Origin of the sequence: Candidatus Poriferisodalis sp., from assembly GCF_965219595.1 — a bacterium.
Lineage (GTDB): Bacteria > Actinomycetota > Acidimicrobiia > Acidimicrobiales > Poriferisodalaceae > Poriferisodalis.
This window is the reverse complement of sequence record NZ_OZ244781.1, coordinates 3,314,172-3,326,873: the sequence shown is the minus strand read 5'-3', so window position 1 is coordinate 3,326,873 and position 12,702 is coordinate 3,314,172. Positions and strand designations below refer to the sequence as shown.

The following is a 12,702-nucleotide window of genomic DNA, read 5'->3' as shown; positions in this document are numbered from 1 at the left end:
ACGCAGACTATCTCGCGGTTCACTACACAATCGCGAGGTAAAGCGCAAACTCATGTGGACCAGGGCTCGCTGCGTTCGTTGCCCGAGTCACCGCGGACTGAGCACCTGCTCCCGGCGTGTGCGCAGTACTAACCGTCGTCGCGGTGTGCAGGGGAATGGGAATCATTACCATCTAACTCATGGTTGATGATCGAGTTCCTGTGACGGTGCTGACGGGCTTTCTCGGTGCGGGCAAGACAACGTTGTTGAATCACATCCTCACCGAGCAGCACGGCAAGCGGATTGCGGTGATCGAGAACGAATTCGGCGAGGTCGGCATCGACGATGCCATCGTCCTCGATGCCGAAGAAGAGATCTTCGAGATGAACAACGGCTGCATCTGCTGCACCGTTCGAGGCGATCTGATCCGCATCCTCGGAAATCTGATGCGGCGCAAGGACCGGTTCGACCAGATCCTCATCGAGACGACGGGGCTGGCCGACCCGGCACCGGTGGCTCAGACGTTCTTCGTCGACGATGAGATGTCAGCCCAGCTGCGGCTCGATGCCATCGTCACGGTGGTCGACGCCAAGCACCTGGTCCCGCACTTGGACGAAGAGAAGCCCGACGGGGTCGAGAATGAGGCCGTCGAGCAGCTGGCGTTCGCCGACCGGGTCGTGCTCAACAAGATCGACCTCGCCGACAACGACGAACTGGACCATGTGGAGACCCGCATCCGACAGATCAACCCGCTGCCGCCGATTATCCGGACCCAGTACGGAAAGGTAGATCTTGATGCCATCCTCGAGGTCGGCGCGTTCTCTCTCGATCGTGTGCTGGCCGACGATCCCGAGTTCCTCGATCCCGATGCCGAGCATCAGCACGACCTCAGCGTGACATCGGTGGGGATCGAAGCCGATGGCGACCTCGATATCGACAAGCTGAACGAATGGCTGGGCGAACTCCTTCGCACCAAGGGAACCGACATCTTCCGCTCCAAGGGCATCCTGTCGATTGCCGGCTGGGACGAGCGGTACGTGTTCCAGGGCGTCCACATGCTGCTTGACGGCCAACCCCAAGGGACGTGGGGAGACGGCGAGGAACGACGCAACCGTCTCGTGTTCATCGGACGCAACCTCGACCGAGAGTCACTGGAGGCCAGCTTCAGGTCCTGCCTGGTATGACCGACGCTGCGACATCGCCCATCGCACAGTGGCGGGTGGACGTCGACGACTACGTGCAGGTTCTTGAGGTCTGCCGGGACCAAGGCCAGGCGGTGGTCGGGTCCCTGGGCGGCGACGCTGCCCTCATCGACATCGACGACGGCTCGGCCACTGCGCTGGAACGGCACGAGATGGGAGTGCTGAGCGCTGCCTGGTCATCCGATGGCAGCCGCGTGGCAGTCGGGGGCCAGGACGGATGCGTGCGCATCTACGACCGCACCGGAGCTGGGAAGGGCGTTGTCGACACGTCGGCCTGGGTGACGGCACTGGCCTGGTCGCCGAACGCGCCCGTGCTTGCGATCGGTGCGGGCCGGCACCTGCTCATCACCGACCTCGACGGTGCGCTCCTCCACGACTTCGACGACCAGCCTTCGACGGTGACGGCGGTCGCCTGGTCGGCCGACGGCAGCCGTGTCGGTGCAACCGCATACGGCGGCATCGGTTGGCACGATGTTGTGGGGCCACGGACCGGCCGTCGACGTCGTTTCGACTGGAAGGGGTCGCTGCTGTCGCTGGCGATGTCCCCCGACGGAGCATGGGCCTGCGCCGGCGCCCAAGACGCGACCGTGCATCTGTGGCGGCTCTGGAGCGGCAAGGACCTCTCGATGTCCGGCTATCCGTCCAAGATCGAGCGAATCGGGTTCCGCCACGACAGCCGATGGCTCGCGGTTGCGTGCCTCGGCGAGATCACCGTCTGGGATTTCGGCGGCAAGGGCCCCGCCGGTACCGCGCCGGCCGCTGCCTCCGGTCACGACAAGCACATTGAGGACCTCGATTGGGATCCCTCCGGCAAGTCTGTCGCCACGGGGGGAGGAGATGGCCGCACCATTGTGTGGGCGGCCCCGACCCGCGCCGGCCAGGACCTGTCGCCGGTGACTGCGCTCGAGTCTGATGAGGCGACCAGTCGCCTCCGGTGGGTCAGCGAGGACTGCCTGCTGGTCGGTCGGGCCGACGGAGGCCTGGTCAAACTCGCTCTCTAGAAGGACAGCTCAGAGGACGCCGGCGAGCCACTCGCGGGCGTCGATCATCATTTCGATGGTCTGGCTGTGAGCCATGTCGTAGGCGTGGTGTCGCAGGTTCCATCCGCCATCGCCGAGAGCTGCGATCACCTCTTTGGGCTGTTCCTGGCCGATGAGGAGGTCGCGGGTTCCCCACTGGAAGAGCGCCGGTCGGCCGTCGCCGTTGGACAGGTCGAGGCTGAGCCCGGGCGCGCTCGGAAGACCGCAGCAGATGGCCCACACGCCGGCGTAGCGGGGCGCACCAGCCCTGCCGGCGAGCGCCAGCGACAGGTAGCCGCCCTGGCTGAACCCGCCCACAATGCACCGCTCGAGCGGCACGCCAGCCTTGCCGGCCTCGTCTGCGATGAAGGAATCGAGCCTCTCGAGCGAGGGCCCGAACTGCGAGATGTCTTGTTCGAACGTCTCGAGGTCGATCGACCACCAGCCCGCGCCGTCGCCGTCGGGCATGTCGATCGGCCCTCTCGGCGCGATCGCAGTGAAGCGTTCGTCTGGGTCGACGAGCGGTACATAGGACGCGAGGTGATGCTGCTCGGCGGTGTAGCCGTGCATGAGAAAGAGGAGACGGTCTGCGCCGTCGCGGTCAATCCGGTACTGGGTCAATGACATGGAACGCAACGCTCCTGTGCTGTTCGTTCGGTGAAGCTATGCGCTCGGGGAAAATGCCGCACGGATCTCTTCGCGAGTGTCCGCGCTGGCGAGGCAGTCGACCATGGTGAGCGCCAGGGTGAGCGCACCGTCGATGACCGCCCGGTCGCCTTCCTCGCGACCCGTGTACACCTCGAATTCCGGTGTGTGAATCGGGGTGCCCTCGGGGGCGACCTTGATCATCGGGTGGATGGACGGGACGGCGTAGCTGACGTTGCCCATGTCGGTCGATCCGACCACCATCGACCCTTCCTCCGAGGGCAACGGATGACGCCCGACGTCCATGGCGTTGCGCACGTACACGTCGAGCAGCGGGTGGTTGTCGATCATGTCGTAGAACGGCGGATCGATCCATTCGGCCTGCATCTCGCACCCAGAGGCGTCTGCGCCTCCCTGCAGGCATCGCTGCACTCGCTCCTTGAGCGTTTCGAGGCTCGCCATCTTGTGGCTGCGCACGTACCACTCCGCTGCAGCGCGCGACGGCACGATGTTGGGCTTGTCGCCCGCGTCGGTGAAGATGCCGTGGATCCGCTCGTCGGGCCGGATGTGCTGGCGAAGCGCAGCAACCGCGTTGTAGCCGAGCACGGCTGCATCGAGAGCGTTGCGGCCCCGGTGCGGTGAGGCAGCCGCGTGGGCCGCCTGGCCGTCGTAGGTCACGTGCAGCTGCTGGATGGCGATCGCGTGAAATGTGCGGAGGTCGCGATCGGCGGGATGCACCATCATCGCCAGATCGACATCGTCGAAGGCGCCGCGGCGGACCATGAACTCCTTGCCGCCGCCGCCCTCTTCGGCGGGCGTCCCGAGAATGGCGACCCGCCCGCCGAGAGCCTCGGCGACCTTCGCCACTGCGATGCCTGCGCCGAGCCCCGCCGAGCCGATGATGTTGTGACCGCACGCATGGCCGATCCCAGGGAGTGCGTCGTACTCGCACAGCACCGCGACCGTGGGCCCGTCGGCGGCGCCGACGCGGGCGTCGAACGCGGTCGGCATGTCGTAGGCGCCCCGCGTCACGTCGATCCCGTTGCCTTCCAGCACGCCGGTCAGGGCTTCGTGGGCGTGGTGCTCTTCGAAGTTGAGCTCGGGGTTGGCGTGGATCGAGTGCGAGAGATCCAGCAGCGCCGGCGTCAGGCGGTCGATCTCGGCACGAACGATGTTCTTGGCATCGGCAGCGTCCATGACGGCGAGATTACTGAGGTCCCCAGAACCAGGACGGTCGTGCTGGCTCACTTACATCGCCTGTTCGTACAGCGCATGGACTTCTTCCCGGCTCGGGTAGCGCGGCGTATTCAGAATGATGAGGTCGCGCAACGCGTCGGTGGTGAGCCCGTCGATGTCCTGCGCCGTGGCGCCGAGGTCGCTGAGGCTGCGGTCGGTACCTACGGTTGCCGACAGCGTCTCGACTGCCTCGATGGCCGCCAGTGGGTCGCGGGCAACGCCGAGCGCTTGGCCCACGTCGGCGTAGCGGTCGGAGACCGACTCGAGGTTGAAGCGCATGATGTGGGGGAGCATGGTGGCGAGCGTCTGCCCGTGGGCCGCGCCGAAGGTGCCCGAGACGGGATGACCGGTGGCATGGACGAGTCCCAGCAGCGGGCCCGACGAGAACGCACGGCCGGCCAGGTGGGACGCGATCTGCATCGACGCCCGGGCTTGCACGTCGCTGCCGACGGCGACGGCCTGGGGGAGCCACTGCCCGGTGAGCCGGATGGCCTGCAGCGCGAGGCCGTCGGCGTAGGGGTTCGATGCGGTGGACGTGTAGGCCTCGATGGCGTGCGTCAGCACATCCATGCCGCATACCGCAGTGGCACCCGACGGAAGCCCGACGGTCAGGAGCGGATCCAGCACGACAGCGCGCGGCCGAACGTCCGGGTGGCTGAACGTCAGCTTGCGATGGTCCTCTGTCCGGGTGATCAGCCCGCCGCCGTTGGTTTCCGATGCGGTGCCAGAGGTGGTGGGCACGGCAACCGTGGGCACGCACGGCGCACTGGCCCGAGCCGGCGGCGCCAGGGTGGCGAAGTCGATCCGGTCGGCGTCGTCGAGCTCGGGCGAGAAGGCAAGCGACGAGTCCTCGATGCCTGACGGAGCTGCCATCGCGATGTACTTGCCGCAGTCCATGACCGACCCGCCGCCGACGAGCACCATCACGACGTCTTCGGTGCCGAATCCTCGCAGCGATTCCACCCCAGCGGCCACGTTGGCATCGGTCGGATTGGGGTCGACGTCGTCGAAGACCGTCCATTCGAGGCCATGGGATGTGAGCGCGTCGATGACCGTGTTGACGATGCCCGCAGCGCGCACGCCCGGGTCGCTCACCACGAAGGCGCGGCTGCCGTTGGCCCGTACGTGCCCGGCGAGATCGGCGACGCTGCCCTCTCCCACGAGGGTGGTCGGCATGGGTTCAAGCGTGTAAGTGCTCATCTGTTGGGAAATCCCCCTGCTGCTGTGACCACGCCGGGTGATGCCCGTTCGTGGCGGGAAGCTGATGGCCCAGTCGGCGGGCCTTGGTCTCGAGGTATCGGTGGTTGTGGAGGTTCGGCACCACCGCGAGCGGCACGCGTTCCACGGCGATCCCGTTCTCGCGGAGGCTCTCTGCCTTGTGGGGGTTGTTTGTGAGCAGCTCGACGTCAGTGATGCCGAGGTCACGAAGGATCCCGGCCGCGGGCGCATAGTCACGCTGATCGGCCTCGAAACCCAGCGTCGTGTTGGCGTCCACGGTGTCGAAGCCGGTGTCCTGGCACTGGTAGGCCCGGATCTTGTTGGCGAGCCCGATCCCGCGGCCCTCCTGGTCGAGATAGAGGATCGCGCCGGCCCCTGCGCCGGTCACGTGTTGGATCGCGAGCTCAAGCTGCTGCCCGCAGTCGCACCGCAACGAGCCGAACACGTCGCCGGTGACGCACGAGGAGTGCATACGAACCGGGACTCTGCGACGCGAGTGCGGATCGCCGAAGACCAGTGCCACGTGTTCGCCCGCGCCCTCTCCGGTGTAGGCAAAGATCGTGAACAGGCCGTGCTTCGTGGGGAGTTTGGCCTCGCCCACCCGTTCCAGGGTGTGCGGGGTTTCGTCGGGTGCCGTGCTCATGGGGGTGTGTTTCGACGATGGAAGCCGGACAGGAACTCTAACCAGAATGAGAACGGTTCCTACGAGACTGAGCACGAAGGGCGCCGGTGTGCGGGAGTGCTAGAACCGCGCCCGTGCCGAAGTTCGCTGGGTCAGAGGGGTCGATTCACTACGAGCGATGGGCGCCCGACGGCCCGGCCCGCCGCATAGTGGTGGTGGTGCACGGCTACGCCGAGTACGCGGCCCGGTATGGCCACCTGGCCGAGCGGCTGATGGCCGACGGCGCAGTGATCTACGGCGAGGATCACATGGGGCACGGTCGCAGCGACGGCGAGCGGGCGCTCATCACCAACTTCGAGCACGTGGTCGACGACATCCGGACGCTCGTAGATATCGCGCGGGCCGAGCATCCGGAGCTGCCGATGGTGATGATCGGGCACTCGATGGGCGGGCTGCTCGCTTCAAGATTCGCCCAGGAATACCCCGACGATGTCGCCGGCATCGTCCTGCTTGGCGCAGTGATCGGCGACTGGAACTGGGCCCGGGAGGTTTTGGCGCAGCCAGAGCTGCCTCCCGCCACGACCGACTTCTCGGGCATGTCCCGTGACACGGCCGCTGTCGAGGCCTACGCCACCGATCCGCTCATCTACCGAGGCAAGTACAAGCGGCCCTTGCTTGAAGCCGAGGTCATCGCCCTGGACCGATTCCAGGCCCAGGTCAGCACCCTCACCATGGGGGTGCTGTTCTGCCACGGCACTGACGATCCTTTCGTCGACTACCGCGCCTCGCTCGAGGCGGTGCAGTCGATGCCCAGCAACGACAAGACCATCCGCCTCTACGAGGGCGCCCGCCACGAACTGGTGAATGAGACGAACCGAGACGAGGTAATCGATGAAATCGCCGCATTCGTTGCCCGGATCGCTGCATAGAGACGGCGTAGTGCCTTCAAGCCGGCGCAACCGGTCTCGGTAGAATGTGCTGATGGGCGAGCGACTCGCCGAGACTCACGAATTGGTGTCGGCCCGCCTGAATGACGCCGGGCAGCTCTACACCAAGGGTCGGCGAGAACTCGTGGAGCTTCTCGTTCGCGCCGCTCGACCGGCGACCATCCCCGAGATGCTCGAGCTCCGGCCTCGCCTCACCCAGAGCTCGCTGTACCGCAATATGGCCGATCTCGAAAGCGTGGGCATCGTCCGGCGTGTCGTCGGGATCGATGACCCCACTCGCTACGAGTTCTCCGAGGACATCATCGGCCGCCACCACCACACGATCTGCACCGTGTGCGGCACGGTGGACGACTTCTTCATGCCCGCCGCGGACGAACGCAGCCTCCAGACATCACTCGACCAAGCGCTGGACACCAGCGGGTTCCAGCCGAACACTCACCGGCTCGACGTCTTCGGCATCTGCCCCGACTGCACTTGACGTTCGAATGAAGACCTTCGACTGAAGGACCGGAGGCGGCGGCTGCGCGGCGCCGTCGACAAGCCATTCGCACACCGCATCAGTGAGCGCTGCGTCGTTGATGCCGCCGAGCCACACCGATGTCCCGTCGCCGCGGCGGACGATCACGACATTGGAGTACGCGCACTCGTCCACGCAGTCCACCACGCGAGTTCGAGCGACGGCCGCGATTGCGGCGAGCTGCCCGTCGTGATCGGTCTCGGGGTGCTTTCGCTCGGTTCCGCAACAACAGCCGCGGCAGACCTGGACACGTATGGAGGCAGGGAAAGCCCAGCCGTTCGGCGCGGTGTTCATCGCTCGCTGCCCATCACGGCGAGAGTGGGCCGAACGCGAAGTGGGAGTGGTGCCCGTCGGCGAGTCGTCGCACCTCGATGCCGTAGACGGGTTCGAGCAGCTCGCTTCGCAGCACGTCGTCGGGCCGGCCCTGGTGCACGACCTTGCCGTGGTTGAGCAGGGCGAGATGATCGCAGTAGCGGCTGGCCAGGTTGAGGTCGTGCAGCACGACGATGCTGTCGATCTGGAGGTGCCGGACCAGCGCGAGCACCTCGTGCTGGTAGCGGACGTCGAGATGATTCGAGCCTTCGCGTTTTTTTGGGATGGGGCTGCTGGGCTCGGTGGGGTCAGGCTATGTGGTGAGGATGCCGCGGGCTTCGAAGTTGGCGTGGTTGGTGAAGCCGTGGGCTTTGCGGCGCAGGACTTGGAGCAGGTTGTTGGTGCCTTCGATGGGGCCGTTGCTGGGCCGCCCGGCGCGGTGCCAGCCGAGGATCTGTTCGTGCCAGGCCAGGAACGTGTCGACGATGCCGCTGAACTCGGGGATCTGGCCGGTGCCGTAGATGTCGGCGAACCGGTCGAGCGCTTCGAGGGCGCCTTTGCGGTCTTTGGCGAGGTAGAGGTTGTGCAGCTCGCCGAGCGCGTCCCAGGCGGCTTTGAGCCGAGGGTGGGCGGCGAACAGGCCGTCGAGGCGTTCCCGCTCGGCGGCGTCGAGGGTGTCGGGTCTGCGCATGAGCAGGAACCGTGCCCGGAACACGTCGGGGTCGAAGCGGGGCTTGGCGCCTTCGGGGCGGCGCTGGACGTCTCGGCGCACCGCGGTCAGCCCGGCTGCGAACCATCTGATGACGTGGAACCGGTCCAGCACGTGGCGGGCGTGGCCCAGCCGGGCGTCGATGGCTGCCTTGTATGCCTTCGAGCCGTCGGACACGACGACCTTGACGCCGCGGCACCACTTGTGGCCCTGGGCGGCCAGGAACGCCGTCAGGGCTGCCTGGCTGCGGTGGGGCACCATGGCGAGCACCTCGCCGGTGTCGCCGTTGACCAGCACCGTCACGTAGCGGTGCCGACGGCGGATCGAGGTCTCATCGACCAGCAGCAGCCGGCACCTGCGCCGACGGCGATGCTCGCCGACCAGCCCCGCCCAGGCGACCACCAGCGCGTTCACCAGGCCCCAGCCCAGCCGGTGCCGGCGGGCCGCCGCGTTGACCGTCATCGCCTGGGCGTCCTGGACCACACGGCGTGCCAGCCGGGCCGTGAGACGGCCCTCGAACGCCGGGTGGTCCTCACAGAATCGACGGCCGCACGGCTCGCAGACCATGCGCCGCCGCTCCCAGATCAGCGTCACCGGCCGGCCCGACACCTCCAGGTCGCGCACCTTGTTGTCGCGGCGGTCATGGGTCCGCCCGCTCGGCGCCGAACAGTGCGGGCACTTCGGGCGCACCACCGTCGAGGCGACCCGCACCACCAGCCGCTCCGGCAGATCGGCAAGCACTCCCAGCACCCGCACCTGCGGCAGCCACAGCCGCACCGACATAACATCTCTCGCCATCGAGGCCCTCCAGGGTTCGGCGTCTCACGAACACCGATCCCAGCAGGGCCTCGACCCCTACCCAAGGACCCTCAACCCACCGTCATCCCAAAAAAACGCGAAGAGCCGATGATTCGTGGGCTCGTCGAGCAGGATGACCGGGCTCTGCTGCGCGATGCAGCGGGCGATCATCACCCGTTGGCGTTCGCCGCCTGACAGGTGGTGGATGCTGCAGTCGGCGAAGCCCGACATGTCCACCATCTCCAGCCCGTCGAGTACGGCTTTGCGGTCGTCGTCGGTGAAGCCTTGATGGTCGCCGCGATGCACATGGCGTCCCAGCAGCACGAACTCGCCGACCGTGATGTCGATCCCGTCTGCTGAGGCGTCCTGAGTGACGACGGCGACCGCACGGGCAATCGAGCGCTGCGACATCGATCCGATCGCTGCGTCGTCGATGAGAACGGCGCCTCTGTTCGGTCGGAGCATGCCGTACAGGCAGCGCAGCAGTGATGACTTGCCGCTGCCGTTGGGACCGATGAGGCCGACGACCTGTCCGGAGCGCGTGCTGAGCTGCGCTCCGGACAGGACGTCGACGGCGCCGAGCCGCAGTTCGATGCCGGTGGCCGTGATCACGGGTTCGTCATTCGGTGATCTGATCGCTGAGCTCAGACAGTCCCTTCACCACGAGCGGCGTGGGCGGCTCCGCCCAGTTGAACAGGAGCGGGTACACCGCGCCTTGCTCGACTGCGGTGATGCTGCTGGCACCGGGGAGGTCGGTGACCAGTGCGCTGATCTCGTCGGGGGTGAGGCCGAAGTCGTCGTAGAGCAGCACCAGGATCTCGGGATTGCGGCCGATGACCTCTTCGATCGAAACCTCGGGCACCCGCTCGCTGAGCTCGGCGAACACGTTGGTCATGCCGAGGGCCTCCATCAGCGGATGCACCATGCCGAGCGAGGAATAGGCGTAGATGGCGCTGCCGTCGGAGCTGACATACAGCGCAGCAGCGGTCTGGCCCTCGGCAACCGGTGCATCGGCCGCGGAGGCCACGGCGGCCTCCAGCGCGTCGGCGCTCGCATTGGCGGTCTCAGAGGTGCCGAAGAGTTCCCCGTAGAAGCGGACCTCGTCCAGGATGCTCTCGAACGACGGCGTCGGCGGGTTGTCACAGAACGGGGGCATCACGTAGAGCTGGATGCCGACGTCGCCGAGCGAGTCGTGGGTGAGGGTGGCGGTGTCATAGCCGATGACGATGTCGGGGTCGTGGTCGATGATCGCCTCCACCGATATCTCGACACCGCCGGTTGACGTGTGCTCGGCCACCAATGCCGGGATGTCGTTGAGCAGGACCAACTCCTCGGCGGTGTAGTACTCCTCCGGGAAGTTCTCGATGCGGGCGATCACCCGGTCCATGGCGTCGGCGGCGAACAGCAGCGAGGGCGCCGCGGCCTCCATCAGCATCACCCGCTCAGGCGGGGCGTCGAGGGTGAACTCGGTGTCGCAGTTGGTGAAGGTCAGCGGGAAGCCGTCGTCTTGAGCGGCTGCGGTGGAGGAGTCGTCGCTTCCTCCACAGGCTGCTGCCAGAAATCCGACCACGACGAGCAATGCGATCGCTCGACGCCAAGTTGCTAACCGTTGCATGGGGGTCTCCTTCTTCATAGGGGGGTTTCCTTTCACGGAGAGGGGCTCGCACGAGCGCTGGCGCGCTTAGGAGTTGTGACTGAGCTTTCGGACGAGAGCGACGAGAACGGGGGCTCCGAGCACGCCGGTGACGACGCCGATGGGCAGCTCGCGGGGCTGCAACACCATGCGAGCCGCAACGTCCGCCCAGACCAGCATGAGGGCGCCGAACGCTGCGGATGCCGGGATCAGATGGCGGTGAATCGGGCCGATGATCCGACGCGCGATGTGAGGCGCCGCGAGACCGACGAATCCGATGCCGCCCGACAGCGACACGGCGAAGCCGACGCACATCGCGACGACGACCACGAGCTGCAGCCGGGTGCGTCCGGGATCGACGCCGCTTGCCATAGCGGTCTCGTCGCCGAGCGCCAGCAGGTCGAGTCGGCGGCGCCACCAGAACACCAGGATCATGCCGGCCCCCATGCCGAGGTAGCCGATGGGCAGCGTGGACCAGTCGGCGTTCGCGAGCGAGCCGAGCAGCCAGAACATCACCGCCCGGGCGCCGTACTCGCTATGGGCGAAGAGGATGAGCAGGCTGGTGACGGCACTGAGCAGGTAGGCGACGGCCACGCCGGCTACCAGCATCCGCGAGGGCGTGATGCGACCGGAGGAACGGGCCAGCGCCAACACGAGCGCAAGGGCGCCGAGGGCGCCGAAGAACGCCATCAGCGACACCGATTCGCGGCCCAGCCAGGAGCCGACTCCGAACAGGATCGCCGCAGCAGCTCCGGCGGACGCACCCGAGCTCACGCCGAGGATGTACGGCTCGGCCAGCGGGTTGCGCACGAGGGCTTGCAGCGTCACGCCCACGACCCCAAGTGCCGCACCCACGATTGCGCCGAGCAGCACCCGTGGCAGGCGCACTTGCCAGATGATTGCGTCGTCGGTTCGGGCCCAGCTCTCGGCATCGAACAGGCCCATCATGTGGTGCCCGATGATCTTCAGGACCGTCGGAGGTGCCACGCCGACCGGACCGAGCCCGATGGCGACCACCACCGACACAACGGTGAGCGATGTGAGGGCAATGAGGGTGGGCCGGCGACTCCATGCCCAGCCGTCGTGCGACGCAGCCGGGGCGCGACTTGGTGCCTGGAGAAGAGACACGGCGGCGGATCATAACAGGAATAGGAACGATTCCCATTTAGTGCCGGCATGTGGTTATGTTCTGCTCAGCGGCCGCAATGGGGATGGGCTTATGGGAATGGCACTCATTCCCAACTGAGCGGTACCGTTTCGGCGTGACTAGCACCTCCGATGGAACGCCGGACCTTTCGACGCACGCGCTGATCGGCATCGTGACGGTCTCGGACAGGGCCAGCCGAGGCGACTACGAAGACCGGGGAGGACCGGCGATTCGTGACTATCTCGAGCGCGTGATGGCTTCGGAATGGTGTGCGCAGGCTGCGCTCGTTCCCGACGAGCAGGACCAGGTGGCCCAAGCGATCCGGGAGCTGGCCGCAGCGGGATGCTGTCTCATCCTCACCACCGGCGGCACCGGTCCGGCACTGCGCGACGTCACCCCTGAGGCCACCGAGGCAGCCTGTTCCAAGATGCTGCACGGCTTCGGGGAAGCGATGCGCACCGCTTCGCTGAAGGCGGTGCCGACTGCGATCCTGTCGCGTCAGACTGCCGGCATCTGCGACGGTGCCCTGGTGATCAACCTGCCGGGTCAGCCCAAGGCGATCTCAGAGTGCCTCGACGCGGTGTTCGCCGCAGTCCCGTACTGCGTCGACCTCATCGGCGGGCCGTATATCTCGACCAATACCGAACACATCGATGCGTTCCGCCCGGCTTCAGCCATCCGCCCGGCCGCAGTCGACTAGCGGCAGAGACCGCCGGTA

General features: G+C 66.7%; 14 protein-coding genes. 5 read left to right on the top strand and 9 right to left on the bottom strand.

The features are described 5' to 3' along the window. Positions 1 to 179 precede the first annotated feature (179 nt). The gene (locus ACOQPE_RS14740) at positions 180 to 1,163 is read left to right on the top strand and encodes a CobW family GTP-binding protein (protein WP_420609642.1); all 984 of its coding nucleotides are present in this window, start codon (positions 180 to 182) and stop codon (positions 1,161 to 1,163) included. Beyond that, complete coding sequence (locus ACOQPE_RS14735) at positions 1,160 to 2,182, top strand: WD40 repeat domain-containing protein (RefSeq protein ID WP_420609641.1); 1,023 nt, start codon at positions 1,160 to 1,162, stop codon at positions 2,180 to 2,182. The genes ACOQPE_RS14740 and ACOQPE_RS14735 overlap by 4 nt, the downstream gene beginning before the upstream one ends. A gap of 9 nt (positions 2,183 to 2,191) precedes the next feature. Here ACOQPE_RS14735 and ACOQPE_RS14730 read toward each other — a convergent pair whose 3' ends face one another. The 4 genes from ACOQPE_RS14730 to ribA are packed head-to-tail and all read right to left on the bottom strand — an operon-like array spanning position 2,192 to position 5,942. Then, a complete protein-coding gene (locus ACOQPE_RS14730) occupies positions 2,192 to 2,827 on the bottom strand; it encodes an alpha/beta hydrolase (RefSeq protein WP_420609640.1) in 636 nt (211 codons plus the stop codon). Between the two features lie 36 nt (positions 2,828 to 2,863). Then, positions 2,864 to 4,042, bottom strand: a complete 1,179-nt coding sequence (locus ACOQPE_RS14725) for a M20 family metallopeptidase (RefSeq protein WP_420609639.1) — start codon at positions 4,040 to 4,042, stop codon at positions 2,864 to 2,866. 51 nt (positions 4,043 to 4,093) lie between these two features. Continuing rightward, positions 4,094 to 5,281, bottom strand: a complete 1,188-nt coding sequence (locus ACOQPE_RS14720; RefSeq protein WP_420609638.1) for an iron-containing alcohol dehydrogenase family protein — start codon at positions 5,279 to 5,281, stop codon at positions 4,094 to 4,096. After that, a complete protein-coding gene (gene ribA, locus ACOQPE_RS14715) occupies positions 5,262 to 5,942 on the bottom strand; it encodes a GTP cyclohydrolase II (protein WP_420609637.1) in 681 nt (226 codons plus the stop codon). Before ribA ends, ACOQPE_RS14720 begins: the two co-directional genes overlap by 20 nt. 113 nt (positions 5,943 to 6,055) lie before the next feature. Here ribA and ACOQPE_RS14710 point away from each other — a divergent pair, with 113 nt between their 5' ends. After that, on the top strand, positions 6,056 to 6,850 hold the full coding sequence (locus ACOQPE_RS14710) for a lysophospholipase (protein ID WP_420609636.1): 795 nt from the start codon (positions 6,056 to 6,058) through the stop codon (positions 6,848 to 6,850). Positions 6,851 to 6,902: 52 nt separating this feature from the next. Then, on the top strand, positions 6,903 to 7,346 hold the full coding sequence (locus ACOQPE_RS14705) for a Fur family transcriptional regulator (RefSeq protein ID WP_420609635.1): 444 nt from the start codon (positions 6,903 to 6,905) through the stop codon (positions 7,344 to 7,346). A 346-nt stretch (positions 7,347 to 7,692) separates the two neighbouring features. Here ACOQPE_RS14705 and ACOQPE_RS14700 read toward each other — a convergent pair whose 3' ends face one another. From ACOQPE_RS14700 to ACOQPE_RS14680, 5 genes are all read right to left on the bottom strand, one after another. Continuing rightward, positions 7,693 to 7,929 carry a hypothetical protein gene (locus ACOQPE_RS14700; RefSeq protein ID WP_420609634.1) on the bottom strand — a complete coding sequence of 79 codons (237 nt, stop codon included), beginning with the start codon at positions 7,927 to 7,929 and terminating at the stop codon, positions 7,693 to 7,695. 81 nt (positions 7,930 to 8,010) lie between these two features. Continuing rightward, entirely contained in the window at positions 8,011 to 9,204 is a 1,194-nt protein-coding gene (locus ACOQPE_RS14695) for an ISL3 family transposase (protein WP_420609076.1), read from the bottom strand. Positions 9,205 to 9,261: 57 nt separating this feature from the next. Continuing rightward, positions 9,262 to 9,816, bottom strand: coding sequence for an ABC transporter ATP-binding protein (locus ACOQPE_RS14690; protein ID WP_420609633.1), 555 nt, complete (start codon positions 9,814 to 9,816; stop codon positions 9,262 to 9,264). A 7-nt stretch (positions 9,817 to 9,823) separates the two neighbouring features. Continuing rightward, complete coding sequence (locus ACOQPE_RS14685; protein WP_420609632.1) at positions 9,824 to 10,819, bottom strand: ABC transporter substrate-binding protein; 996 nt, start codon at positions 10,817 to 10,819, stop codon at positions 9,824 to 9,826. Between the two features lie 66 nt (positions 10,820 to 10,885). Then, on the bottom strand, positions 10,886 to 11,965 hold the full coding sequence (locus tag ACOQPE_RS14680; protein WP_420609631.1) for a FecCD family ABC transporter permease: 1,080 nt from the start codon (positions 11,963 to 11,965) through the stop codon (positions 10,886 to 10,888). A gap of 134 nt (positions 11,966 to 12,099) precedes the next feature. On the opposite strand from ACOQPE_RS14680, the gene mog reads away from it, so the two are divergent. Further along, positions 12,100 to 12,684 (top strand): molybdopterin adenylyltransferase, encoded by a 585-nt coding sequence (mog, locus tag ACOQPE_RS14675; RefSeq protein ID WP_420609630.1) that lies wholly within the window; start codon positions 12,100 to 12,102, stop codon positions 12,682 to 12,684. Positions 12,685 to 12,702: the final 18 nt, after the last annotated feature.

Excerpts from the sequence above, each read along its gene's own strand:
- ACOQPE_RS14725 (WP_420609639.1), bottom strand. The coding sequence starts at position 4,042 with ATGGACGCTGCCGATGCCAAGAACATCGTTCGTGCCGAGATCGACCGC.
- ACOQPE_RS14735 (WP_420609641.1), top strand. The coding sequence starts at position 1,160 with ATGACCGACGCTGCGACATCGCCCATCGCACAGTGGCGGGTGGACGTC.
- ACOQPE_RS14705 (WP_420609635.1), top strand. The coding sequence starts at position 6,903 with ATGGGCGAGCGACTCGCCGAGACTCACGAATTGGTGTCGGCCCGCCTG.
- ACOQPE_RS14730 (WP_420609640.1), bottom strand. The coding sequence starts at position 2,827 with ATGTCATTGACCCAGTACCGGATTGACCGCGACGGCGCAGACCGTCTC.
- ribA (WP_420609637.1), bottom strand. The coding sequence starts at position 5,942 with ATGAGCACGGCACCCGACGAAACCCCGCACACCCTGGAACGGGTGGGC.
- ACOQPE_RS14685 (WP_420609632.1), bottom strand. The coding sequence starts at position 10,819 with ATGCAACGGTTAGCAACTTGGCGTCGAGCGATCGCATTGCTCGTCGTG.
- ACOQPE_RS14740 (WP_420609642.1), top strand. The coding sequence starts at position 180 with ATGGTTGATGATCGAGTTCCTGTGACGGTGCTGACGGGCTTTCTCGGT.
- ACOQPE_RS14720 (WP_420609638.1), bottom strand. The coding sequence starts at position 5,281 with ATGAGCACTTACACGCTTGAACCCATGCCGACCACCCTCGTGGGAGAG.
- ACOQPE_RS14695 (WP_420609076.1), bottom strand. The coding sequence starts at position 9,204 with ATGGCGAGAGATGTTATGTCGGTGCGGCTGTGGCTGCCGCAGGTGCGG.